The 22,372-nt window shown below is 64.6% G+C and carries 25 protein-coding genes and 1 pseudogene; 7 read left to right on the forward strand and 19 right to left on the reverse strand.

Annotation, left to right across the window (positions count from 1 at the left end; translation table 11 throughout):
- The first annotated feature begins 316 nt into the window (after nt 1-316).
- From LB568_RS09535 to LB568_RS09545, 3 genes are all read left to right on the forward strand, one after another.
- Nucleotides 317-1,501, forward strand: coding sequence for an efflux RND transporter periplasmic adaptor subunit (locus LB568_RS09535; protein ID WP_224729973.1), 1,185 nt, complete (start codon nt 317-319; stop codon nt 1,499-1,501).
- 77 nt (nt 1,502-1,578) lie between these two features.
- Nucleotides 1,579-4,755 carry an efflux RND transporter permease subunit gene (locus LB568_RS09540; protein WP_023776967.1) on the forward strand — a complete coding sequence of 1,059 codons (3,177 nt, stop codon included), beginning with the start codon at nt 1,579-1,581 and terminating at the stop codon, nt 4,753-4,755.
- Between the two features lie 99 nt (nt 4,756-4,854).
- Nucleotides 4,855-5,013, forward strand: coding sequence for a DUF3309 family protein (locus tag LB568_RS09545; protein WP_023763678.1), 159 nt, complete (start codon nt 4,855-4,857; stop codon nt 5,011-5,013).
- 26 nt (nt 5,014-5,039) lie between these two features.
- On the opposite strand, the gene LB568_RS09550 is transcribed toward LB568_RS09545, so the two are convergent.
- Nucleotides 5,040-5,999 carry an SDR family oxidoreductase gene (locus LB568_RS09550; protein ID WP_224729974.1) on the reverse strand — a complete coding sequence of 320 codons (960 nt, stop codon included), beginning with the start codon at nt 5,997-5,999 and terminating at the stop codon, nt 5,040-5,042.
- A 116-nt stretch (nt 6,000-6,115) separates the two neighbouring features.
- Here LB568_RS09550 and LB568_RS09555 point away from each other — a divergent pair, with 116 nt between their 5' ends.
- A complete protein-coding gene (locus LB568_RS09555; RefSeq protein ID WP_224729975.1) occupies nt 6,116-7,024 on the forward strand; it encodes a LysR family transcriptional regulator in 909 nt (302 codons plus the stop codon).
- On the opposite strand, the gene LB568_RS09560 is transcribed toward LB568_RS09555, so the two are convergent.
- The 4 genes from LB568_RS09560 to LB568_RS09575 all read right to left on the reverse strand — a co-directional run bounded on the left by LB568_RS09560 (nt 6,988) and on the right by LB568_RS09575 (nt 9,874).
- The gene (locus LB568_RS09560) at nt 6,988-8,163 is read right to left on the reverse strand and encodes an MFS transporter (protein WP_224729976.1); all 1,176 of its coding nucleotides are present in this window, start codon (nt 8,161-8,163) and stop codon (nt 6,988-6,990) included. The genes LB568_RS09555 and LB568_RS09560 overlap by 37 nt on opposite strands.
- Before the next feature lie 262 nt (nt 8,164-8,425).
- Nucleotides 8,426-8,734, reverse strand: coding sequence for a DUF1244 domain-containing protein (locus tag LB568_RS09565; RefSeq protein ID WP_013892578.1), 309 nt, complete (start codon nt 8,732-8,734; stop codon nt 8,426-8,428).
- 11 nt (nt 8,735-8,745) lie between these two features.
- Nucleotides 8,746-9,543 (reverse strand): N-formylglutamate amidohydrolase, encoded by a 798-nt coding sequence (locus tag LB568_RS09570; protein WP_224729977.1) that lies wholly within the window; start codon nt 9,541-9,543, stop codon nt 8,746-8,748.
- Between the two features lie 142 nt (nt 9,544-9,685).
- Nucleotides 9,686-9,874 carry a hypothetical protein gene (locus LB568_RS09575; protein WP_167313525.1) on the reverse strand — a complete coding sequence of 63 codons (189 nt, stop codon included), beginning with the start codon at nt 9,872-9,874 and terminating at the stop codon, nt 9,686-9,688.
- Between LB568_RS09575 and LB568_RS09580 the strand changes: the two genes are divergently transcribed.
- A complete protein-coding gene (locus tag LB568_RS09580) occupies nt 9,831-10,277 on the forward strand; it encodes a DUF1036 domain-containing protein (RefSeq protein ID WP_412033906.1) in 447 nt (148 codons plus the stop codon). The genes LB568_RS09575 and LB568_RS09580 overlap by 44 nt on opposite strands.
- Nucleotides 10,274-11,707 (forward strand): pyruvate kinase, encoded by a 1,434-nt coding sequence (gene pyk / locus LB568_RS09585; protein ID WP_023763684.1) that lies wholly within the window; start codon nt 10,274-10,276, stop codon nt 11,705-11,707. The genes LB568_RS09580 and pyk overlap by 4 nt, the downstream gene beginning before the upstream one ends.
- 9 nt (nt 11,708-11,716) lie before the next feature.
- Here the strand turns inward: pyk and LB568_RS09590 are convergent.
- From LB568_RS09590 to ykgO, 4 genes and pseudogenes are all read right to left on the reverse strand, one after another.
- Nucleotides 11,717-12,180: pseudogene (locus LB568_RS09590) on the reverse strand (hypothetical protein).
- 52 nt (nt 12,181-12,232) lie between these two features.
- Nucleotides 12,233-13,300 carry an alpha/beta fold hydrolase gene (locus LB568_RS09595; protein ID WP_224729978.1) on the reverse strand — a complete coding sequence of 356 codons (1,068 nt, stop codon included), beginning with the start codon at nt 13,298-13,300 and terminating at the stop codon, nt 12,233-12,235.
- Between the two features lie 117 nt (nt 13,301-13,417).
- A complete protein-coding gene (locus LB568_RS09600) occupies nt 13,418-14,017 on the reverse strand; it encodes a tetratricopeptide repeat protein (RefSeq protein WP_224729979.1) in 600 nt (199 codons plus the stop codon).
- Nucleotides 14,018-14,125: 108 nt separating this feature from the next.
- Complete coding sequence (gene ykgO, locus LB568_RS09605; RefSeq protein WP_006327841.1) at nt 14,126-14,251, reverse strand: type B 50S ribosomal protein L36; 126 nt, start codon at nt 14,249-14,251, stop codon at nt 14,126-14,128.
- 230 nt (nt 14,252-14,481) lie between these two features.
- On the opposite strand from ykgO, the gene LB568_RS09610 reads away from it, so the two are divergent.
- Nucleotides 14,482-14,901 carry a lysozyme inhibitor LprI family protein gene (locus LB568_RS09610; RefSeq protein ID WP_140573118.1) on the forward strand — a complete coding sequence of 140 codons (420 nt, stop codon included), beginning with the start codon at nt 14,482-14,484 and terminating at the stop codon, nt 14,899-14,901.
- 70 nt (nt 14,902-14,971) lie between these two features.
- Here the strand turns inward: LB568_RS09610 and LB568_RS09615 are convergent, their stop codons facing one another.
- The 10 genes from LB568_RS09615 to LB568_RS09660 all read right to left on the reverse strand — a co-directional run bounded on the left by LB568_RS09615 (nt 14,972) and on the right by LB568_RS09660 (nt 22,343).
- Nucleotides 14,972-16,048, reverse strand: a complete 1,077-nt coding sequence (locus LB568_RS09615) for a 5-(carboxyamino)imidazole ribonucleotide synthase (RefSeq protein WP_224729980.1) — start codon at nt 16,046-16,048, stop codon at nt 14,972-14,974.
- A complete protein-coding gene (gene purE, locus LB568_RS09620; RefSeq protein ID WP_013892587.1) occupies nt 16,045-16,542 on the reverse strand; it encodes a 5-(carboxyamino)imidazole ribonucleotide mutase in 498 nt (165 codons plus the stop codon). The genes LB568_RS09615 and purE overlap by 4 nt, the downstream gene beginning before the upstream one ends.
- An 86-nt stretch (nt 16,543-16,628) precedes the next feature.
- Nucleotides 16,629-17,537: an anti-sigma factor family protein gene (locus tag LB568_RS09625; RefSeq protein ID WP_224729981.1), complete on the reverse strand. Its 909-nt coding sequence runs from the start codon at nt 17,535-17,537 to the stop codon at nt 16,629-16,631.
- Nucleotides 17,534-18,073: a sigma-70 family RNA polymerase sigma factor gene (locus LB568_RS09630; RefSeq protein WP_224729982.1), complete on the reverse strand. Its 540-nt coding sequence runs from the start codon at nt 18,071-18,073 to the stop codon at nt 17,534-17,536. The genes LB568_RS09625 and LB568_RS09630 overlap by 4 nt, the downstream gene beginning before the upstream one ends.
- Nucleotides 18,074-18,119: 46 nt before the next feature.
- Nucleotides 18,120-18,323 carry a hypothetical protein gene (locus LB568_RS09635; protein WP_224729983.1) on the reverse strand — a complete coding sequence of 68 codons (204 nt, stop codon included), beginning with the start codon at nt 18,321-18,323 and terminating at the stop codon, nt 18,120-18,122.
- A gap of 137 nt (nt 18,324-18,460) precedes the next feature.
- Nucleotides 18,461-19,666: an aminotransferase class V-fold PLP-dependent enzyme gene (locus tag LB568_RS09640; protein ID WP_224729984.1), complete on the reverse strand. Its 1,206-nt coding sequence runs from the start codon at nt 19,664-19,666 to the stop codon at nt 18,461-18,463.
- 25 nt (nt 19,667-19,691) lie between these two features.
- On the reverse strand, nt 19,692-20,156 hold the full coding sequence (locus tag LB568_RS09645) for a RidA family protein (RefSeq protein WP_013892592.1): 465 nt from the start codon (nt 20,154-20,156) through the stop codon (nt 19,692-19,694).
- A 70-nt stretch (nt 20,157-20,226) separates the two neighbouring features.
- Entirely contained in the window at nt 20,227-21,021 is a 795-nt protein-coding gene (locus LB568_RS09650) for an amino acid ABC transporter ATP-binding protein (RefSeq protein ID WP_013892593.1), read from the reverse strand.
- Between the two features lie 4 nt (nt 21,022-21,025).
- On the reverse strand, nt 21,026-21,676 hold the full coding sequence (locus tag LB568_RS09655) for an amino acid ABC transporter permease (RefSeq protein ID WP_140573126.1): 651 nt from the start codon (nt 21,674-21,676) through the stop codon (nt 21,026-21,028).
- A 1-nt stretch (nt 21,677) separates the two neighbouring features.
- Nucleotides 21,678-22,343, reverse strand: a complete 666-nt coding sequence (locus LB568_RS09660) for an amino acid ABC transporter permease (protein ID WP_013892595.1) — start codon at nt 22,341-22,343, stop codon at nt 21,678-21,680.
- Nucleotides 22,344-22,372: the final 29 nt, after the last annotated feature.

Here is a 22,372-nt window from a genome sequence, read left to right on the forward strand (position 1 = left end):
TTTTCGAGAACGCCACGCCGCCCGCCGGCAATGCCAAGCCGGTCGTCCGGGCTGGTCGTGAGGGAAGATCGTGAGCCGGCAGCAGGCGCTCCTCGGGGCTGGCCAGGACGTCACGGACCGTTTCGCGGCTGCCACACTCTGTCCGGTTCCGCAATGCCGTTGCAACTTTCCGACTATATTGCGGTGCAACTTTGATGTAGAAGCGCGCTCGCCGATCACGGCAATTTGAACACGGTCAGGCGCGCACCCATATCGGCGACGCGCCCGCGTCATGAGGGCGCGGTGCTGGCCGAACCCGCAGTGGAAAAAAACGACGATGCCGAGAATCAGGTTTCACAAGCTTGCAGCCATTGTTGTGCTTATTGGTTTCGCGGCCTGGATGGCGACAGGCGAATTCTCGTCGGTGGGCAGCGCCGCTGTCGACCACCAGAAGGCGGCCGAGCCCGCCAAGGCGCAGGACGCGGCCAAGGCGCAGGACGCTGGCAAGCCGAAGGCTGAAGCCGAGCCGAAGGCGCCGTTGCGCACCGTCGCGGTGGTGACGCCGCCGCGCAAGACCTATGCGCGCGCCATCCGCGTTTCCGGGTTGACCGAGGCCGACAAGCGCGCGGTGCTGGCAACCCGCGTCGCCGGCGTCATCGACAAGCTGCCGGTCAAGCAAGGCGATCACGTCAAGACCGGCGATCTGGTGTTGATGTTGGCGGCTGAGGAAAAGATCTCGATGCGCGACAATGCCAAGCAGCTTGTCGCGCAGCGCCAGGCCGAACTGGACGCGTCGCTGCGGCTGATGAAGACCGGCAATTTGCCCAAGCTGCAGCTCGACACCGCCCGCTCCAATCTGACCCTGGCGCAATCGCAGCTGGATACCGCACAGGCCGAGCTCGACCGTAACGAAGTCAAGGCGCCGTTCGACGGCGTCATCGACCGGGTGCCGGTGGAACTTGGCAGTTCCGTCATGCAGGGCGGCGAGGTAGCGACCATCCTCAAGCTCGATCCGGTGATCGCCCGCGGCGAGATCAGCGAGCGCGACCTGGGCTATCTCAAGCTCGGCGACAAGGCCAATGTGCGGCTGGTCAGCGGCCAGACCGTCGAAGGCACCGTGCGCTACATCAGCCGTGATGCGTCGTCGGCGACCCGCACCTTCCGCGTCGAGGTGGCGATCCCCAATGCCGACGGCTCTGTGCCGGCCGGCATGACGGCGGAAATCCAGCTCAGCGCGCTGCCCACCGACGCGGTGCTTTTGCCGCGTTCGGTGGTGACGCTCGGCGACAAGGGCGATCTGGGCATCCGCGCCGTCGGCAAGGACAACAAGGTGGCGTTCTTCCCGATCGACCTGGTCGACGACACGCCGACCGGTCTCGTGCTCGGCGGTATCCCGGCCGATGCGCGCATCATCGTCGCCGGCCAGGAATTGGTGAAGGAAGGCGATGAGGTCAAGCCGGTCGAGGCCGACCAGGCGACCATCAACAAGCTGATCGGCGAAGCCACCGCCGGGACGCAGTAGCGCGGCGACGCCGGCGCTGGCCTTGCCCGGCGACGTCAGTCCGTTCGCCACTCCCGAAGCAACAGCAGGCAGATGTCATGGATATCGTCAGACTCGCAATCAACAATGCCCGCCTGACCATCTCGGTCCTGGTCTTCCTGCTGATTGCAGGCTGGGTCGCCTATCAGTCGACACCGAAGGAAGCGGAACCGGACGTTCCGATTCCGATGATGTATGTCAGCCTGATCTATCAAGGCATTTCGCCTGAAGATTCCGAGCGCCTTCTGCTGCGGCCGATGGAAAGCAAGCTGAAAAGCCTGAAGGGCCTCAAGGAGATGCGCTCGGCCGCCTTCCAGGGCGGCGGCTATGTGCTGGTCGAGTTCCAGCCGCAGACCAACCTTGCGACGGCGCTGCAGGATACGCGCTCCAAGGTGCAGGACGGCAAGGCCGACCTGCCGCAGGCGGCTGAGGAGCCCGTCGTCACCGAGGTCAACATTTCCGAATTTCCGGTGCTCGTCGTGACACTGTCGGGCGATTTGCCCGAACGCGTCCTGACCGCCGCGGCGCGCGAATTGCGCGACCGTATCGAGGAAGTGCCCGGCGTTCTCGAAGGCTCGCTGCAGGGCTCGCGCGACGATCTCGTCGAAGTCGTCATCGATCCGATGAAACTGTCTTCCTATGGCTTGCAGCTCGACCAGCTGATCGGCGCCGTCGGCGCTTCCAACAGCCTGGTCGCCGCCGGCAACATCGAAGGCTCCGAAGGCAAATACGCGGTCAAGGTGCCATCGCTGATCGAGACGCCCGAGGACGTTGCGGCCTTGCCGGTGGTCGCCGGTCCCAATGCCGTGGTGCAGGCCAAGGATATCGCGACGATCCGCTCGACCTTTGCCGACGCAGAGACGATCACCCGCCTCAACGGCAAGCCGGCCATCGCCATCGAAGTCAAGAAGCGCATCGGCGCCAATCTGATCGACACGCTCACCAAGGTGAGGGAGGTGTCCGACGGCTTCGTCAAGACGATGCCCGAGGGCATGCACGTCACCTACACGCAGGACAAGTCGGTCTTCGTCAACCAGTTGCTTGGCGACCTGCAGAACCATGTGATGATCGCGGTGATCCTGGTGTTCATCGTCATCCTCTATGCGCTGTCCGGCCGTGCCTCGCTGCTCATCGGCCTGGCCATCCCGTCGTCCTTCCTGATCGGCATCCTGTTGCTGGCGATGATGGGTTACACGATCAACATGATCGTGCTGTTCAGCCTCATCCTGGCCGTCGGCATGCTGGTCGATGACGCCATCATCGTCACCGAATTCGCCGAACGGCGCATGAGCGAGGGCATGCCGAAGCAGGATGCCTTCGCGCTGGCCGCCAAGCGCATGGCCGGTCCGGTCATCGCGGCGACGATGACACGCATTGCCGCCTTCTCGCCGCTCCTGTTCTGGCCCGGCATCATCGGCGATTTCATGAAGTACATGCCGATCACGCTGATCGTCACGCTGTCGGCGTCGATGCTCTACGCGCTGGTCTTCGCGCCGACGCTGGGCGCGATCTTCGCCAAGGCGCCGCAGCATCACGAGGATGACAATCGCGACGGCTGGTACATGGCCGTCGTCAAGCAAGCGGTGCGCTTCCCCATCACCGTGATGGTGCTCACCGTCGTCCTGCTTGCCGGCATCTTCGTCGGCTATTCGAAATACGGCGCCGGCGTCGAGTTCTTCCCAAGCGTCGAGCCCGACTACGGCCTGCTCTATGTGCACGCCCGAGGCAACCTTTCGCTGGCCGAAATGGACACCGCGACGAAGATCGCGGAAAATCGGATGCTTGGCTGGCCCGGGATCAAATCCGTCTACACCCGCGTCGGCAAGACGCAGGGCGGCGGCCAGGACGTGCCCGAAGACGTGGTCGGCGTCATCCAGTATGAATTCATCGACTGGCGCGAGCGCAAATCGGCGAACCAGATCCTGAACGATCTGCGCGGCGTCATGGCCGGCATTCCGGGCGTCGACGTCGAGGTTCGGGTGCCCGAGGCCGGACCGCCGACCGGCAAGCCGATCCAGATCAGGCTTTCGGCTGTCGATCCCAAGGGGCTCGACGACAAGGCTCGGGCCGTTGCGGCGCGCGTGGCCAAAGTGCCCGGCGTCATCGATATTTCCGATGGCCTGCCGCCACCCGGTGTGGACTGGGCGCTCGAGGTCGACCGCGCCAAGGCGGCGCAATACGGCATCAGTCCGACCGCTGTCGGCACAGTCGTTCAGTTGGTGACCAACGGGCTGAAACTCTCGGAATACCGGCCGGCCGGCGCTGATGATGCCGTCGATATCAGACTGCGCCTGCCCGAAGACCGGCGCACACTGTCGACGCTCGACGAACTTCGTGTGCAGACCTCGCAAGGCTCGGTGCCGATCTCGAACTTCGTCATCCGCAAGCCCGAGCCGACGGTCGGTATCCTCAACCGCATCGACGGCGCGCGTACGGTGGTGGTGCAGGCCAACGTTGCCGCCGGTCAACAGGTCGCGGCTGTCCAGCAGGAGGTCACCAAGGCGGTCGCCGACATGGATCTCGGCAGCGGCATCCGCTGGAAGCTGGCCGGCTCGAACGAGGACAGCGCCGAAGCCAGCGCCTTCCTCAGCAAGGCCTTCGGCGCCGCGATCTTCCTGATCTTCCTGGTGCTGTTGGCGCAGTTCAACAAGTTCACCAGCGTCTGGCTGGTGCTGTCCTGCGTGGTCATGGCGACGATCGGCGTGTTCCTCGGACTGCTGATAACCGGCGAGACGTTCGGCATCGTCATGTCGGGCATCGGCGTCATCGCTCTGGCCGGCGTGGTGGTGAACAACAACATCGTGCTGATCGACACCTATGACCGGCTGCGCGAAGAGGGCTGGGACAAGATGGAGGCCGTGCTGCAGACCTGCCGCGAGCGCGCGCGCCCCGTGGTGCTGACGGCGGTGTCGGCCATTCTCGGCGTGCTGCCAATCGCCTTTGGTCTTGGCCTGGAAATCTTCCACCACGAGACGACGATCAACGCGCCGTCGACGCAATGGTGGATTTCGCTGTCCTCGGCGATCGTCTTCGGCCTGTCCTTCGCCACGGTGCTGACGCTGGTGGTGACACCCTCGATGCTGATGGTGTTCACCCGCGCCAAGGTCAAACCCGGCGCTCGGCGCAGCTTGTTCAGCCGGCTGTTCCGGCGCGGCAAGGGCGAGATCTCGTCGGATGCGCCAAAACCGGATGCCGGTTCGGAACCAGCGATCGCCTTCCCGAAAGCCGCCGAATAGGCACGACTTTCCGATTTGAGTGCAAAAGGCCGTCCGGAACAACCGGGCGGCCTTTTGCATTGTCCCTCAGCCTCATGGGTTCAAATGCGGGGGAGTCTCATGCCGATCACCACCATCGTCATTATCATCCTGGTCCTTGTCCTCATCGGCGCGGTGCCGGCATGGCCGCATTCACGCTCCTGGGGTTATGGGCCGTCGGGCATTCTTGGCGTGGTGCTGGTGGTGGTTTTGATACTTGTGCTGATGGGCAGGATCTGAGCTGACGCGCAGCTCCTGGGGTGCGTTCAGGCGGTCTTGGCCAAAGTTCCGGCCGTCGCGATGCCGATGTCCTCAAGGGCCTCGGCGACAGCCTGGTCGAGCGGCGTATGCGGGATCTCGCCGATGATGGCTTCCAGCCGCGTCGAGGCCAACCGGTGCGGCTCGAAGCGCAGATAGGACATCGAGACGATCTCACGCCACATCGCCACGAACGGGCTGCCGGCGCGCAGCACCCACCAAGGCATCGAGGTCATCTTGAGCGGGCGGCCAACAGCTTTCTCGGCCGCCGCCTTGATCTCCAGGTCGGTGACCGCGTGGCCGGGAAAGTTCAGCGCCTCGTAGGAGCCGAGCTTGTCGAGATTCTTGACCAGCGCGACGAAGCCCACGGCGAAGTCCGGCAGATAGGCCCATTCATGCACCAGATCGGCCGGGCCGGGCGCGGTGTAGACGCCCTTGGCGATCTTGGCGGCGACGATCAGGTCGAACCAAGAGCCGCTGCCGGTGCCGCCGAAGAAGTCGCCGGCCCGCAGAACAATGGTGCGAACCCGACCGGCGTCGGCCTCGCTGCGAAACAGCGCCTCCATGGCGCAGCGGATGCGGCCTTTTTCCGTCGTCGGATGGAAGGGCGTGTCCTCGGTGATCACCGCCGGCATCGGCGAGCCGTAGTTGTAAACGGTGCCGGGGAAGAGATGCAGCGCGCCGTTGGCATGGCAGGCGGCCATGACGTTCTCGGCCATCGGCAGGCACTTGCCCCAGTCGGTGTAGATCGGATTGAGGCCGTTGAAGATGATGTCGACACCTTGCGTGGCGCGGATGAGGGTCTCGCGGTCAAGCGCGTCGCCGGCAATTGCGGTCGCACCCTTGAGTCCGGCCGGCAGCTTGCCGCTGCGGGTGACGGCGCGGACGTCGAAGCCGGCATCGATGAATGCCTTGGCGACGACGCGGCCGAGCCGGCCATTGGCGCCGAGGATTGCGATCTTGGTCATTTGAGTTACTCCTGTTTGGGTTGTTGCGGTCGGTATCGGTGTTTGCAGGCCGAATATGATTGCCGCACGGATGAATTGAAATTGACCATGGATGCAGTTCTGATATTCATTCTTGAATGGCTGACATCGACTGGAACCTGATCAAGAGCTTCGTCACGGTGGCGGAAACCGGCAGCCTGTCGGCCGCGGCGCGAAAGCTGTCGGCAAGCCAGCCGACGCTTGGCCGCCACATCTCGGAATTGGAACAGGCGCTCGGTGTCACGCTGTTCCGGCGTGGGCGCAGCGGTTATGCGCTGACGGAAGCCGGGGCCACGCTGTTCGAACGTGGCAAGACGGTTAGCGAGCAGGCAAGTGCCTTCTCACGGCTGGCGCTGGGCTCGGTCGAGGCCATCGAAGGCACGGTGCGCATTGCCGCCAGCGAAGTGGTGGCGGCCTACGTGCTGCCGCAGATGATGGCATGGCTCGGCATCGATGAGCCCGGCATCGAGGTCGAGATCGTTGCCTCGAACCAGGTCGAGAACCTGTTGCGCAGGGACGCGGACATCGCCATCCGCATGGTCAAGCCAGCGCAGAACGAACTGGTGGCGCGCAAGGTCTGCGACATCCCCCTCTGCGCCTGCGCGGCCATTTCCTATCTCGACAGGCGCGGTCGCCCCCTGGCGCCGGGCGACCTCGTCGATCACGCCCTGATCGGCTTCGACCGCAGCGACGAGATGATCCGAGGCTTTGTGCAGGCCGGCATCCCCGTCACGCGGAACAGTTTCCGCTTCAGGGCCGACAACCAGATGGTTCTGTGGCAAGCGGTGCGGGCGGGAAATGGCATTGGCCTCGGCCAGGAGCCGCTGGCCGAGCGTGACCCGCTGGTGGAGAAGGTGCTGCCCGGCCTGCAGCTGCTCGCTTTGCCGGTCTGGCTGGCCATGCATCGCGACGTGCGCACCAGCGTGCGCATCCGCCGCGTGGCGGATTTTCTCCATGAGGAACTGAAACGCTATTCGGCCGGCGCAGGCGCGAATTCGGCGCGGTGAGCGAGGCCTGCCATCAGCAGCACGACGATCAGCAGACCCGACATGGCAACGAAGATCGGGCCGAAGCTGGAATGCTCGGCGACGAAGCCGATCGCCGATGGCGCCACGAGGATGCCGGAATAGCCCATGGTGGTCACGACGCTCATGCCGGTGCCGGACGACATGCCTTCCTGGTTGCCGCCGGCCGAAAAGATGATCGGCACCATATTGGCGATGCCGAAGCCGCAAAGGGCAAAGGCCGCGATGGCGAGCCAGGGTGAGGGCGACAGGCCGGCGATCAGCATGCCGGCAGCAGCAATGACAGCTGAGCCGCGCAGGGTCGTCACGGCTCCGAAACGATTGCGCACGCCATCGCCGAAGAAGCGCATGACGGCCATGACGCCGGAAAAGGCGGCATAGGCGAGGCCGGCAATGGCAAGGTCGGCGCCGAGTTCCTGCCTGAGGTAAAGCGCTGCCCAGTCGAGCACCGCGCCCTCGGAGACCATCGTCAGCAACGCCATCAGCCCGACCAGATAGACCAGCGGGTTTGTCGGCAGGGCGAACTTTTGATGCTCGGCCGCTTGCGGCTTGCCCTCGGCAATGAGATGGCCGACCGCCAACGCGATCACCGCGAAAGCGAGTGCGGTCACCACCGCGGCATGGGCGAGATGGCCATAGTTCTGGATGGCGAAGCCACCAATGGCGCCGCCGGCGAAACCGCCGAGGCTCCAGAAGCCATGCGAGGACGACATGATCGCGCGCGACAATTTTCGCTCCACCACCACGGCATTGGCGTTCATGGCGACATCCATGCCGCCGATCGAGCCGCCGAAGATGAACATGGCGATCGCCGCCAGCGGCACGTTGGGCGCCAGCGCCACGACCAGCAAGCCAAGGCTGCCGCAAAGACCGAACCAGCGCAGCACGGTGCGCGAACCATGTTTCGAGATCAGGTGGCCGCACCAGGTCATGGCCGTGACCGCACCGGCGCCAAACAGCAGGATCAAAAGGCCGAGCGTGAACTTCGAGATATCCAGCCGGGTCAGGAACACCGGGATCTGCGGCGCCCAACTGCCGGTCAGGAAGCCGTTGGCCAGAAAAATGGCCGCAACGGCCCACCGTCCGCGAATGGCAGTCTGCATGGCGGTTGACGCATTCATACGGCGAATCCGGTCGAGAATTGGACTTTGCGCGGGAAATTAGATCGATTCAATTTGCAGTCAAGCGTCGGTTGCCCGGAAGTGCTTGGACCAAAGACGCAAATAAGGTCGGTATCGTTCGTAGCGGACTTATCCGCGTTGGAGACTAGCGAAAACGCTTCTCTCTTCGTCATCCACGGGCGGAGCAAGGAGCGAAGCGACGCGGCGAAGACCCTAGGATGACGAAGGCGCGTAGCATTATCGATGAAGAACGTGGATTGCTCTAATGATCCGTGGGCCGCCTTGCCTCGAATTCGGCCTTCTTGGCTTCGGAAGCTTCGGTCTGGTGAAGCGCTTGCCATTGCGCGTAGGGCATGCCGTAGACGATCTCGCGCGACTGGTCCTTGTCGAGATCGACGCCTTCGGCATTTGCCGCCTCGCGATACCAGTTCGACAGGCAGTTGCGGCAGAAGCCGGCGAGGTTCATCAGGTCGATGTTCTGCACGTCGCTGCGTTCTCTGAGATGCTCGACCAGCCGGCGAAAGGCGGCGGCTTCGAAGTCGCGTTTCTGCTCGTCGCTGAGTTTGGTCATAGGAACCTCCGTCATAGCGGCCCGGTGCGCGAGCCGAACATCTTTACCGCATGTATATCGGGACGGCGGTCGATGGCGTCAACGATCGGCGCCAGGCGTTCGGCCCAGGCGATGGCGCTCTTCTGATCCGATATCAGGTCCTGGCGGATTTCGATCAGCGCGTGGGCATAGCCATTGATGATGGCATGCCTGAACATGGTGTCGCCGCGCAGCGCGCCGTCATAGGGTTCATTGTCGCCAACCACGAGACCCTCGTCCTCGGCCAGCATGTCGATCAGCGGCCGCGCCACCCGGTCGTCCCGATCCCAGAGGATCCCGACATGCCACGGACGCTGCCTGCCCTGCATGACCGGCGTGAAGGAATGCACGGAGAAAATGAAAGGTGCCTGCCCGAACGCTTGCGCAACCGAAGCGATCATGGCGCCGACCGCGTCGTGATAGGGCCGGTAGAAGCGGTCGAGCCGCCTTTCACGCTCCTCAGGCGCGAGCGGATAGTTTCCGGGCACCACCGTGCCGTCGTAGAGCTGGCGGATGAGCGTCGGGTCGTCCTCACCGCGATTGGGATCGATCAGCAGCCGTGAGAAATTGGCGAGCACCGCCGGGACGTCGAGCAAGGCGGCGAGTTCGCGCGTCACCGCTTCGACACCGATATCGTAGGCGATATGGCGGTCGAACTCCGCCGGGGGCAGGCCGAGGCTGCCATACTCGTCGGGCAGGTCGCGGCGGGCATGATCGGCCAGGAGCACGATGCCTCGCTTGCGATCGCCCTCGACAATGTCGAAAGGCGCGAAAACTGTGGATCGGGTCATTGGCGGAAAATGGTCTGTTCGCTGGCTTCCGGGGAGGGTGCTATCGTCATTCCACGAAGGCGACGCTTGCGCAATGCCGTTGTTTGGCCAAGGTTTCCCGGGAAATCTGGTGGAAGTCGGCGAATTGTGCGCCGGAGCCTTTCTAAATCGATTGGAATTGAACAAAACGGTGCGTTGACATGCGCCCGGACTTTTCCGAAAAGGGGCGCAGAGAGATGCTGATGTGGTTCTTGAGGGGTTTTGGAATGGGTTCCGCCGGCAGGCAGCGCATGCGCTCTGCCTTTGCCATGCCGCTCCTGACCCTGACCGTCGGCATGTCGGCAATGGTCATGGCCTCGCCGGCGCGCGCCGATTTCCGTGTCTGCAACGCCACGCAGAACCTGGTCGGCGTCGGCATCGGCTATCGCGCCAAGGCCGGCTGGATCACCGAAGGCTGGTGGCACATCGAAGGATCGAGCTGCAAGACGTTGATCGAAGGGCCGCTGTCATCAAGGTTTTACTATCTTTATGCAGAAGACGCAGAGCGCGGCGGACGCTGGGACGGCCCGATCAACATGTGCGTGGCTGAAAAAGAGTTCAAGATCGCCGGCGTAAACGACTGCGTCGCCCGGGGCTTCCAACGCGCCGGATTCCAGGAATATGACACGGGCGAACAGGCAAGCTGGATGGTCCAGCTGACCGATGAGCCCGCAACGGGAGGCGCTCCAGCCGCCCCGGGAACAAATAGTCAATGAGACGCAGCCGCAAGGTCAAGATTCTAGCCACCATCGGTCCGGCCTCCTCCTCCGAGGAGATGCTGAAGAAGCTGTTCGAAGCCGGTGCGGATGTCTTCCGCATCAACATGAGCCATACCGATCACGAACTGATGCGCACGCTGGTCGGCCGCATCCGGGCCGTCGAGGAACAGGTCGGCCGGCCGATCGGCATCCTCGCCGACCTGCAAGGTCCGAAGCTGCGCGTCGGCAAGTTCGCCAATGGCAAGGAAGTGCTGACGCTGGGCCAGACCTTCACGCTCGACGACAATCCCGAGCCGGGCACGTCGGCCAGGGTCTATCTGCCGCATCCGGAAATCCTGAGCTCGGTCGAGGCCGGCCACCGCCTGCTGATCGACGACGGCAAGCTCGAACTGAAGGCGGTGAAGAGCAACGGCAAGTCGATTGTCTGCACCGTCGTTGCCGGCACCACGATTTCCGATAAGAAGGGCGTCAGCCTGCCTGATACCGACCTGCCGGTCGGCGCGCTGACCGAAAAGGACCGCAAGGATCTCGACGCGGTGCTCGCCACGGGCGTCGACTGGGTCGCGCTGTCCTTCGTGCAGCGGCCAGAGGATCTGGCGGAAGCGCGCAAGATCGCACGCGGCCGTGCGCTGATCATGGCCAAGATCGAAAAGCCGCAAGCCGTTGCCCGGCTGGCCGAGATCATCGAATTGTCCGACGCGCTGATGGTCGCCCGTGGCGATCTCGGCGTCGAGATGCCACTCGAGGCCGTGCCTGGCATCCAGAAGCAGATCACGCGCGCCGCGCGCCGCGCCGGCAAGCCAGTGGTGGTGGCCACGCAGATGCTGGAATCGATGATCACCGCGCCCGTGCCGACCCGCGCCGAGGTGTCCGACGTCTCGATCGCCGTGTTCGAAGGCGCCGACGCCATCATGCTGTCGGCCGAATCGGCGGCTGGTGCCTATCCCGTCGAAGCGGTGGCGATGATGAACCGCATCGCCGCCAAGGTCGAAACCGATCCGACCTATGCCGGCATCATCAATGCGCAGCGCTCCGAGCCCGAAGCGACCGGCGCCGACGCCATTTCGCTGGCCGCGCGCGAAATCGCCGAAACGCTGAAGCTGTCGGCGATCATCACCTACACCGCATCCGGCACCACCGGCCTGCGCGCCGCGCGCGAACGGCCGCAGGTACCGATCATCGCGTTGTCGCCGATTCTCAACACGGCCAGGCGGCTGTCGCTGTTGTGGGGCACGCATTGCGTCGTCTCGCCCGATGCCACCGACCTCGACGACATGGTCAACCGCGCCTGCCGCATCGCGCTCGAAGAAGAATTCGGCAAGCCTGGCGACCGCGTCATCATCACGGCCGGCGTGCCGCTGAGGACGCCCGGATCGACCAACATGCTGCGCATTGCCTATGTCGGATCGGAAACTGCCGGCCGGTAAAGCGGGGCTTCAGCCTGTCGCAATTCTGAGTGCTCGTGCCGCGGCTTCAGCGTGATCCCTGCGCTGAAGAAACGTACGTGCGCGAGGAATAGGGTCGTGCAGGTACTGATCCGGGCCCAGTATCTTTCGCCGGTTGAGTTCGGCCGTGTCGAGCAGATCGAAATCGACCTTCTCGATCGTGCAATGCCATCCCGCACTGTGCGAGGCCCATCCTTTGCTGTGGTGTACCAGGAGCCGCTCACGGCTGGAGTAGCCGTGATAGTCGAAAGCGACGATGCCGTTCGTCACATAGATATGGTTTCCCGAAAAACTTCGCCCGGAATGATCCGCTCTGCGTAGAATCCCTCCAGAGGGGAATGCTTGAGGAAGGTGCCGGCGAGAATGGCGCATGCGCCATGACCGAAGAAGATGCGATCCGGCAGTGCCCATCGCTTTTCGGGGTTTCTCTTTATGCCGTGCTTCAGGACGTACATGCCGCTCGGGTCCTGATGGCGCCTTGCGATGACCGTTTTCTGGAGACGCGCATCAGGTCGGCGCCAGCTCGGCTTCAGGTTCCTTGATGTCGGCGCACTTGCCGGCACCGTATGTATCGCCTGCAATCCGTGCTTCCACCACCTTGGCCATCGCCTCCAGATCGACGGTCTTGCCGGCAACCTTCTCGATGGCGCCAACCACGAGATCGGCGGCGATCCAGTCGGGCTTGTGGCCGAGATTGCGCACCCAGATCAGTTCAGCGCCCGATATGTCGCGCGCCAGGCCGACGGAATGGATATGCGCATAGACGACCTTGTCGCGGTCGCCGGAGATGATCACGGTCGGCGCCGTGATCGCGTTGTAGTGCGGTGCCGCGCCGAGCGCATAGCGATAGAGCCCGGCGACGTCGGTGGCGTTGGCGCGAAAGGCCGCCGGCCGCAGCACCAGCGGGATCGAGGCAATGCCGGGATAATTGTCCGGCACCTTGTTGGGCGAGAACACGCAGGTGGTGGCATCGGCCATCTGCAGCGTTCCGGCGGGATAGGCAAGCGTTTCGGAGAACAGCCGGCCGATTACCGGGAGGGTGGTCAGATCGTAGTACCAGGCAGTCGCGCCGCCCGGCCAGGGATGAGTCGCGGGTGCGAGGAAGACGAGACCGAGCGTCTTGTCTGCGTGTTCGCGGCCAAAGGCGGTGGTTATGGCACCGCCGAAGGAATGGCCGACGATGATCGCCTTCTTCATACCGAGACGATCCATCAGGGCCGCTAGGGTGTTGGCCTGAGCCGACGGATCCTCATTGTTGCCGGGTCCGCGCCCCGACCAGCCGTGCCCCGGCCGATCGAAGAACAGCATTTCGGCGCGTCCTTCGAGCGGTGGCCGCAGCGGCAGCATCTGATCCCGGAGATTGGCGCTGGCGCCATGGATGAAGACGATCGGCGGCAGGTCCGCATTGGCGGGCGCCGGGATGTGGACATAGTGGATGCGCGCGCCATTGATGTCGGCGAATTCACCGATCGGCGGATTGCGGCGCTCGATCAGCCATGAGCCGACGCGGGTGACGCCGACGAGGCCAAAGACAAGCGCCATCAGGAAGGCGAGTGCGGCGGAGATCAGGTTCATTCAGGGATATACGGGGGTGGAGGGGGATAAGTTCTGGAACAGGAATAGGCAGTAGGCAGTAGGAATTAGGCCGTAGGGGAAGCTCAAGCGCCTAGTGCCTATTCCCTAGTGCCCAGTTCAAATCCCTTCTCCGGCAAGCTCTTCGGAAAGCGTCGCGACCTGGTCCTGGGCGCTGCGCATCATCGGGTAGATGACCAGCACCTTCTGCCAGGCCTCGAGCGCCGACTGCTTGTGGCCGGTCAGCGCCATGATTTGCGCCAGACCGGACAGCGCGCCGAAATGGCGCGGCTCGAGCTGCAGCGCGCGGTCGATGTCGGACATCGACTTGCCGTAGTTCTTCATCATGAAATGCACAGTGGCGCGCCGGTTCCAGCCTTCGGCGTAGCTCGGCTGCAAGGTCACCACCTGATCGAGGAAATCGAGGGCGACGTCGAACTTCTGGTTCTCGATCGCCTTTTGCGACCACTGCATCATCAGGTCGATCGAGGCGCTGCCCGACTGGGACCATTCGTTCCAGATGTTGCCGGCGATGCGTTCGGCCGCCTTTTCGTTGCGCTCGCGCTTCAGGTCGGTGAACAGCTTGTCGAGCCGATCCTGCTTCGTCATCGGCGCGGCCGGTGCATTCGGGGCTGCCGGCGGAGCCGCCTGGTCATCCGCCATCGCCGGCAGGGCGCCGGCAACGAGCAAAGCTGTCAAGAATGCAAAAAGAATCCGCATCGCCCGATCCTAGTCCCGGGCGGCGGAACATCAAAGTGATTTTAGCGTGAGAGGCCGGCAGGCCGACAAGCATCAATTGGCGGAGGCAAAAAGCCTCCGGCCGAAAACTCAGCCCTGGCGCGCCTTGTAGCGGGGGGCGGTCTTGTTGATGATGTAGACGCGGCCTTTGCGGCGAACCAGCTGGTTGTCGCGGTGACGCGCCTTCAACGCCTTGAGCGAATTCTTGATCTTCATGGTCTTGCCTGTCGGTGTGGACCCGGTCCCGGGTCGAAATTTTAAGGCGCGCCAGAAGACGCGCCTTTGAACTGTGGGTGGCTCATAAACGAGGAGCCTTGTCCGTGTCAACCGCAAGCGTGCTCCACTCCGCCTTATCATCAAATATCCGCCATGTCGGCCTAGCGGCATTGCATGGTCGTGGCCTGGCTGGAATGATCCGCCAGCCGTGACGTGATTTGGGGATGACCATGCGCCGAATTTTCCTGTCCGCCTGCCTTGTCCTGCTGGCGGGGATCTCGATTGTCCAGGCGCAGGAATGCGACCGCTCCGACGACAGCCAGCAAATGATGAACATCTGCGCCGGCGAGGATTACCAGGCTGCCGACGCCAGGCTCAATGCGGCCTACCAGGACCTGATCAGCTCGGACGATGCCGACGGCAAGAGATTGCTGCAGGCGGCACAGCGTGCCTGGATCGCCTTCCGCGACGCCGAGTGCGCGCACTCCACAGCCGCCAGCGCAGGCGGTTCCATTCACGCGATGGCGGTTTCGCAATGCCTCACCAGGCTGACCGATGATCGCACTAGGCAACTCGCCGCCGCGGCCAATTGCGAGGAAGGCGATGTCAGTTGCGCCAGCCCCGACGAGGACAGCGACGAGGTGCAATAGCTCGTGTCCGGGGACTTGTTTTTACGCATGTCGTTCTCCCAAAACCGAGGTCACTTTTGGGCGACATGCATTAAGCCAGGCGGCTGATGCGGGTGAAATGGCCCATCTTGCGGCCTGGGCGCGCCTCGGCCTTGCCATAGAGATGCAGCATCAGATCGGGCTCGGCGAGCAGTTCGGGGACACGCAGCACGTCATCGCCGATCAGGTTCTCCATCACGCAATCGGAATGACGTCTCGGGTCCCCCAGCGGCAGGCCGGCGACGGCGCGGATGTGCTGCTCGAACTGCGAGACGGTGCAGGCGGCCTCCGTCCAATGGCCGGAATTGTGGACGCGGGGGGCGATCTCGTTGGCCAGCAGCGAGCCGTCGGCCAGCACGAAGAACTCGACGCCGATGACGCCGACATAGTCGAGCGCCGACAGGATTTTTGCCGCCGCCGCTCGCGCCGCCTGCGCAGTTTCAGGCCTGATCGCGGCCGGCAAGGTCGAGGTGTGGAGGATGCCGTCGCGGTGGACATTCTCGGCCGGGTCGTAGGCAGCCACGGTTCCGTCCAGTCCACGCGCCGCGATCACGGATATCTCGCGCTCGAACGGCACGAAGCTTTCCAGAATCAGCGGGACATTGCCCATCGCCTCGCAGGTGCCGGCAAAACCGCCGGTTTCCATGTTGCGGAAGACGCGCTGGCCCTTGCCGTCATAACCCATGCGCCGCGTCTTCAGGATGCCGCTGCCGCCGAATGCCTTCAGCGCCGCCGTCAGTTCGTCGTCAGTGTCGATGGGGCGGAAATCAGCCGTGGCAATGCCGATGTCGTTAAGGAACGTCTTCTCGCCCACCCGATCCTGCGCCACTTCGAGGGCGCGTGGCGGCGGGTAGACCGGCACTTTGGCGGCAAGAGCGCCTGCGGCGGCAACCGGAACGTTCTCGAACTCGTAGGTGACGACGGCACTTGCCGCTGCCAGTTCGGCAAGGGCCGCCGGATCGTCATAGGCGGCCATTATCTGCCGGTTGGCGACTTGCGCGGCGGGACAATCCGCTTGCGGCTCCAGCACCACGGTGCGGTAGCCGAGGCGGGCGGCTGACATCGCCAGCATGCGGCCGAGCTGGCCGCCGCCAATGATGCCGATGGTCGATCCGGCGGGCAGGCTCACGGCGTGTCCGTCGGCTCGGTCGCGACCTTGGCGGTCTGCGAGGCGCGCCAGGCGTCGAGCCGCTGGGCGAGCTTGTCGTCGTTCAGCGCCAGCACGGCAGCGGCCAGCAGGGCGGCGTTGGCCGCACCAGCCTTGCCGATGGCCAGCGTCCCCACCGGAATGCCGGCCGGCATCTGGACGATGGAGAGCAGCGAATCCTGTCCGGACAGCGCCTTCGATTCCACCGGCACGCCGAACACCGGCAGCGGCGTCATCGCCGCCGTCATGCCCGGCAGATGAGCGGCCCCACCGGCGCCGGCGATGATCACCTTGTAGCCGGCAGCCTTGGCGCCCTTGGCGAATTCGTAGAGCCGGTCGGGCGTGCGATGCGCGGAGATGATCAGCCGCGTGTGCGGAACGCCCAGCGCGTCCAGCGTTTCGGCGGCCTGGCGCATGGTCGCCCAGTCGGACTGGCTGCCCATGATGATGGCGACGTCGGCGCGTTGATCGTTCAAGCTAATGCTCCCGGCGACAAAGGCGCGCCTTAGCGGAATTCGGGCGCCACGGCAAGGATACGCAGCCGAAGTGGCCGCGTATTGGCTCACACCGCAGCCTTGCGGAAGCGGGCGACGAAGTCATCGAGCTCGGGCCGCTCCATGTCGGAGATCGCCCAATAGGAGAAGGCGCCGTCGCTCCAGTGGACCATCGAGAAGCCGCCCGACGAAAGGTCGTCCGGCTGGATGGTCTTGCCGCCTTGCTGCGGCTCGGCGACCAGCGTGATCAGGTGCTCGCGGTGCCGGTAGACCAGTGCCGGCACCGGCCGGCCCGATATCACCTCGACCCGGCCGCCGATCAGCGCGAACCCGTCCTGGGCAAGATCGGGCGCCGGCGGCGAGACGCCGATCCGGGCATCGAGCCACGGCTTGACCGTATGGCGGTCGGACGAGACGATGTCGATCGGGCTCGCGGCTAGCAGGCTGCGGCGATGACCGCTGGCGACGGCGGCGGCAAAGCCATCTTCCGCGCCGCTGAACATCGCCCATTGCGTCGCCCCGCTGGCCAGCACGGCGCTGACCATGATCGACGCGGCCATGGCGCGCCAGTCGAACGAGCCGAAACGGCGCGCCCTTGGCGATGGCCGCGCCTGGGAAGGCCGTGTCCCGGCTTCCCGGCGCTGGCCGCCGCCGGCGCCCGCAATCAATCCCGGCAGCGCCGACGGCACGCCACGCTGCGGCTCCGTCGCCTCGGCCTGCTCCTGCTGTTCGGTGCCGGCCATGCCGATCGCCGCGATGCGGGCCCGAAAGGCATCGCTGACATCGGGGCGCGGCAAGCGGCTCACCGCTCCCCGCAAGGCCACGATGCGGGCATGCTCGGCGGCAAGCCGCGGATCGGCGGCGATGCGCCGCTCCACGGCAAATGCGGCGGCCGCATCGAGTTCGCCATCGGCAAGGGCATGGATCATCAGTCTGATACCTTCGGGATCATTGGGCAGTCCGTCGTCGTGTGTCATGACGCTCTCCCCAGTTCAGACGCCAGCAGGCCGCGTGCGCGGGCCAGCCGGGACATCACCGTGCCGATCGGCACGTCGAGCATGGCCGCTATCTCGCGATAGCTGAGGCCATTGATGTCGCGCAGCACCAGCGTTTCGCGAAACGGCTGCGGCAGTGCGGCGATCGCCGCCTCGAGTGCCGCTGTATCGGCCCTGGCGATCAGGCTCGCTTCCGGGCCGTTCTCGTCCGGCAGACTGGTGCCGTGCGCGGCGGCCATGTCGTCGAGATCGGCGAGATCGCCGACGGCCATCATGCCGCGCGGCCGGTTGCGCGACATCCAGGTGTAGGAGGTGTTGCGCACGATGGTCAGCAGCCAGGCGCGCGAATTGCCGCCGGCATAGCCTGCGATCCCGGCATGCGCCTTGATGCAAGCGTCCTGCACGACGTCCTCGGCATCGGCCGCATTGCCGGTCAGCCAGCGGGCAAGTGCCAGCGCGTCGCCAAGATGCGGCAGCACCACCTCGTTGAAGCGTTCCGCCAGCGCCCTCTCGCTCAAAGCAGCACCATGATCCGATACTCCGGACAAGACCGGGCGTGCCGCCTCAGGACGCGACAGCGAGTTTGCCTTGCTCGCAGGGGTAAAACCCCTGGGAATAGGCAAGGGCGCCTGCCTTGCTGGAAGTGAATTCATCTGCGTCACCGGTGTCAAGCGTCACGGGGGAGAGATCGGTGACCATCATGCGCTCCAACACATGGCGACGGCTGACGCCGCGACCGTGTTCGCCGGGCTCGCGATGATAGGGCATGCCGATCTCCTCAACGCCAGCAGTGGCGTATGACAAGGAGACTTGCTGTGGCGCCGGTTTATTCCCGCAGCGCGCAAATCAGGCTGTTCACAGTCGCGTGATCAGCCTGATTTAGCCGGTCGATGCTGGTTCCGCGTTCAATCCGGCCAGCGCAAGGCGCCAGACGAATCCTTGCGGGCGGCTTTCATCGCATCGGCGGGACGATCCTTCGCGGTCAATATGGCCCGCAGGCGTTCGGCGACGATCTCCGCCTCGCCGGGATGGAGGTTGCAGGGGTCGAGGAAGAAATGGCCGCGCTCGACCTCGTGATTGCGCACGATGATCGGCGGCGAGCCTGCCGCGAGCGCCGAGGCGAGACCGGCGGCACTGAACCGGCTCTCCGGCGAGACGGAGATCTGCAGCCGGTCGAGCGGATTGGCTGTCGGATCGGGGATGATATTGGCAAAGATGCCCGGCAGTCCCTGCAACGCGTCTTTCCAAAGATTGAGCGCAGCCTCCTCGCGGCGGCGGATGCCGGCGTGGTCGCGCTTTTCCCAGGCTTCCAGCGCCGCCATGGTGCCGGCGATGCTCTCCTTGCCGACCTTCATGGCGCGCGCGACGCCTCGGTTCTGCAGATAGGCTGATCGCACCAGGTCCTTGCGTCCGGTGACGATGCCGCTGGTCGGGCCTGAGAGGAATTTGTGGCCGCTGTAGATGACGACGTCGGCGCCGCGCGCCAGGAAGCCGCGCAGATCATATTCGGAAGCGGCATCGACAATCACCGGCACGCCCTTGGCGTGGCAGATATCGCAGAATTCCTCCAGCGACAGCATGCCGTACTGCACGGTGTGGTGGGCGACTACGTAGAGGGCAGCCGCCGTGCGCTCGTTGATCGCTTCGCGCACGTGATAGTGCTGCGTGACGCTGACCGTGCCGGCAGGGATCACTTTGGCGCCGGCGACGCGGACCGACTGGTCGATCGGCGCGCCGTAATTGACGATGTGGCCGAGCTGGATAACGACCTCCGACTTGAGGTCGCCGGTGTCGTCAGGCAGGCGCTCGATGGCGAGAAGGCTGGTGCCCGTCATGGCGCCGGCGATCGCCATGGTGATGCCGCTGGCGCAGCAGGCGGTGATGAAGCCGGCCTCGCCGCCGGTGAGGCGCGCGACGACCGTGCTCGCGGCACGCTGCAGATCGTCCATCTCCACCCATTGCGAAGCCATTTCGGCCATGGCGCTGATCGCTTCGGGAACGATGATCGATGCGCCCAGCGCGGTCATTGTGCCGGAGACGTTGATGATCGGCCGCAAGCCCAGCCGTTCGCGGATGGTGGTGTTGGAGCCGGTGTCGGAATAGGTTTTCATGTCAGCAGGTCCCGTGAGTGACAAATCAGGCTGCGGCGATCTCGACGACCGCCTCGATTTCGACAGTGATGTTTCCAGGCAGCGAGCCGACGCCGATCGCCGACCGCGCATGGCCGCCGATCTTGTCGAAGACATCGGCGAACAGGTCCGAGCAGCCGTTGACCACCTTCGGATGGTCGCTGAAGGTCGGGGTCGCGTTGACGAAGCCGAGCAGCTTGACGACGCGCACGATGCGGCCGAGGTCGCCGGCGGCGGCATGCATGACGGCGAGCAGGTTGAGCCCGGTGAGACGTGCATGCTCATACGCCTGCTCGACCGTCACGTCCTCGCCGACCTTGCCGGTGCAAAGCGTGCCGTCGGCGCGCAGCGGTCCCTGGCCGGAGAGGAAGATCAGCCGGCCGCTCTCTGCATGGGTGACGAAGTTGGCAATGGGCGTCGGCGGCTCGGGCAGCTTCAGGCCGAGTTCGGCGAGCCGGATGTAAGGCGTCATGGAAGAAGGCTCCCTTGGATGGCTTCAGCCATCCGATATTCAAAAAATGGGCGGTGTCGGCCGTCCGGTGTCAGAAATGCGAGGCGCGGAAGCGCGCCAGGAAGGTGCGGAGGCGCTCGTTGCTGGTCTCCGCCGCGAGGATTTCCTTGGGCGGACCAACAGCGCTGACGCCACCATCGGCCATGAAGACGATGCGGCTCGATGCGTCGCGGGCAAAGGCCATTTCGTGCGTCACCATCAGCATGGTCATGCCATCCTCGGCGAGGCTGCGCACCACGGCCAGCACCTCGCCGACCAGTTCGGGGTCGAGCGCGGAGGTGATCTCGTCAAGCAGCAGGATCTTCGGCTCCATGGCCACGGCGCGCGCGATGCCGACGCGCTGCTGCTGGCCGCCGGAGAGCTCGGCCGGCAGGCTGTCGGCCTTGTGGGCCAAACCAACGCGGCCGAGCCAGTGTTCGGCCGCCTGGCGCGCCTCGGCCTCGCTCTTTCCCCGCACCTTGGTGAGCCCGAGCATGATATTGCCGGCCGCCGTCAAATGCGGAAACAGGTTGAAGCTCTGGAACACCATGCCGGTCTCGGCGCGCATACTGGCCAAGTCGCGTTCGCTGCGGCGCTGGCGCGTTGCGGCCTCGCGGTAGCCGACCTCCTTGCCGTCGATGCGGATCGAGCCGCTGTCGTAGCTCTCCAGGAAGTTGACGCAGCGCAGCAGCGTGGTCTTGCCGCTGCCGGAGGGGCCGATGACGGTGACCACCTCGCCGCGCTTGACCTCAAGGCTGACGGAACGCAACACCTCGACGGCGCCGAAGGCCTTGGAGACATCGCGCACGTCGAGCAGCGCGGGGCTGGCGGTTGAGGCTTCGGACATCGTGCTATTCCCGGATGAAGGAGAAGCGCCGTTCGAGCCGCCGGCTGGCGAGCGAGAGCGCGTAGTTGACCGCGAAGTAGATGAGCGCGCCCAGTATATAGAGCGGCATTGCCTCATAGGTGCGGCCGATGACCTGGTTGATGGCCTGCATCAGGTCGGTGATGCCGAGCAGCGACACCAGCGCGCTGCCCTTGACCGCGTCGGTGACGCCGTTGATCCACGGCGGCAGGAAGCGCCGGAAGGCCTGCGGGAAGATGACGTAGGCCAGTCGCTGGCGGAAGGTCAGCCCGATCGCCATCGCCGCTTCGGACTGGCCCTGGGGGATGGAGCCGACGGCGCCGCGCACATATTCCACCACTTGCGCCGTCTTGAACAAGGTGAGCGCGAACACGGCGGCCCAGAATGATGGCAGATGAAGCCCGATCGCCGGCAGGCCGTAATAGACGAAGAACATCAGCACCAGGATCGGGATGCCGCGGATGGTGTCCGAGAAGATGCGCACCGCCCAGCGCAACGGAGTGGGGCCATAGACCAGGCCGACACCCAGCAGGATACCGGCGATGAGCGACAGGACGACGACCAGCAGCGACACCCACAAGGTCACGGCGAAGCCTTCGGCGAGGAACGGCAAGGCGTAGAAAATCTGGCCAAGCATGTCAGCGCGCCGCCCTGAACCGGCGCTCGACGAGCCTGAGCGCGAAAAGCAGGGCATAGCCGGTGACCAGATACATGGCCGTGGTGACCAGATAGACCTCGACGATGCGGAAGGTGTTGAAGTTGATCCACTGGGCGCCGTAGGTGAGCTCCGGCACCGAGATGACCGAGGCGATCGAGGTGTCCTTGAACAGCGATATGAAGGTGTTGGACAGCGCCGGCAGCGTGATGCGCAGCATGGTCGGCAGGCGCACATGCAGCAGCCTCTGCCACGGTGTCAGCCCGATCGCCTTGCCGGCATCGAGCTGGCCGCGCGGGACGGCTTCGAGGCCCGAGCGAAACACCTCGACCAGATAGGCGCCGCTATAGACCGACAGCGTCAGCACGAACGAGGTCGGCGCGCTGTAGGCGAGGTCGACCACGGTCGGCAGGCCGTAGAAGACGAGATAGACCAGCAGGATCAGCGGTACGTTGCGGATGAATTCGACATAGGCGGCGATCACCGCCCGCACCACGCGTCCGGCCGAGACATACCAGACCGCGAGCACCAGCCCGATGACGACGCCGATGGCGATCGAGATCACGGCAAGCTCGAGGCTGAGCAGCAGTCCGCCCCACAGCTTGTCGAAATGCCGCCAGATCAGGTTGAAATTGAGGGCATAGCCCATGCTTCCGCCTCGGTGTGAAGGGCGTCGGA

Origin of the sequence: Mesorhizobium sp. B263B2A (assembly GCF_020165775.1) — a bacterium.
GTDB lineage: Bacteria > Pseudomonadota > Alphaproteobacteria > Rhizobiales > Rhizobiaceae > Mesorhizobium > Mesorhizobium opportunistum.

Bases quoted from the DNA above. Each gene is read 5' to 3' on its own strand.
- LB568_RS09600 (WP_224729979.1), bottom strand. From the start codon at position 14,017: ATGCGGATTCTTTTTGCATTCTTGACAGCTTTGCTCGTTGCCGGCGCC.
- LB568_RS09650 (WP_013892593.1), bottom strand. From the start codon at position 21,021: ATGTCCGAAGCCTCAACCGCCAGCCCCGCGCTGCTCGACGTGCGCGAT.
- LB568_RS09580 (WP_412033906.1), top strand. From the start codon at position 9,831: ATGCCGCTCCTGACCCTGACCGTCGGCATGTCGGCAATGGTCATGGCC.
- LB568_RS09545 (WP_023763678.1), top strand. From the start codon at position 4,855: ATGCCGATCACCACCATCGTCATTATCATCCTGGTCCTTGTCCTCATC.
- LB568_RS09550 (WP_224729974.1), bottom strand. From the start codon at position 5,999: ATGACCAAGATCGCAATCCTCGGCGCCAATGGCCGGCTCGGCCGCGTC.
- LB568_RS09660 (WP_013892595.1), bottom strand. From the start codon at position 22,343: ATGGGCTATGCCCTCAATTTCAACCTGATCTGGCGGCATTTCGACAAG.
- LB568_RS09535 (WP_224729973.1), top strand. From the start codon at position 317: ATGCCGAGAATCAGGTTTCACAAGCTTGCAGCCATTGTTGTGCTTATT.
- LB568_RS09570 (WP_224729977.1), bottom strand. From the start codon at position 9,543: ATGACCCGATCCACAGTTTTCGCGCCTTTCGACATTGTCGAGGGCGAT.
- LB568_RS09635 (WP_224729983.1), bottom strand. From the start codon at position 18,323: ATGCCCTATCATCGCGAGCCCGGCGAACACGGTCGCGGCGTCAGCCGT.
- LB568_RS09595 (WP_224729978.1), bottom strand. From the start codon at position 13,300: ATGAACCTGATCTCCGCCGCACTCGCCTTCCTGATGGCGCTTGTCTTT.
- LB568_RS09560 (WP_224729976.1), bottom strand. From the start codon at position 8,163: ATGAATGCGTCAACCGCCATGCAGACTGCCATTCGCGGACGGTGGGCC.
- LB568_RS09655 (WP_140573126.1), bottom strand. From the start codon at position 21,676: ATGCTTGGCCAGATTTTCTACGCCTTGCCGTTCCTCGCCGAAGGCTTC.
- LB568_RS09610 (WP_140573118.1), top strand. From the start codon at position 14,482: ATGCGCCGAATTTTCCTGTCCGCCTGCCTTGTCCTGCTGGCGGGGATC.
- LB568_RS09555 (WP_224729975.1), top strand. From the start codon at position 6,116: ATGGCTGACATCGACTGGAACCTGATCAAGAGCTTCGTCACGGTGGCG.
- pyk (WP_023763684.1), top strand. From the start codon at position 10,274: ATGAGACGCAGCCGCAAGGTCAAGATTCTAGCCACCATCGGTCCGGCC.
- LB568_RS09640 (WP_224729984.1), bottom strand. From the start codon at position 19,666: ATGAAAACCTATTCCGACACCGGCTCCAACACCACCATCCGCGAACGG.
- LB568_RS09575 (WP_167313525.1), bottom strand. From the start codon at position 9,874: ATGACCATTGCCGACATGCCGACGGTCAGGGTCAGGAGCGGCATGGCA.
- LB568_RS09645 (WP_013892592.1), bottom strand. From the start codon at position 20,156: ATGACGCCTTACATCCGGCTCGCCGAACTCGGCCTGAAGCTGCCCGAG.
- LB568_RS09625 (WP_224729981.1), bottom strand. From the start codon at position 17,537: ATGACACACGACGACGGACTGCCCAATGATCCCGAAGGTATCAGACTG.
- ykgO (WP_006327841.1), bottom strand. From the start codon at position 14,251: ATGAAGATCAAGAATTCGCTCAAGGCGTTGAAGGCGCGTCACCGCGAC.
- LB568_RS09540 (WP_023776967.1), top strand. From the start codon at position 1,579: ATGGATATCGTCAGACTCGCAATCAACAATGCCCGCCTGACCATCTCG.
- LB568_RS09565 (WP_013892578.1), bottom strand. From the start codon at position 8,734: ATGACCAAACTCAGCGACGAGCAGAAACGCGACTTCGAAGCCGCCGCC.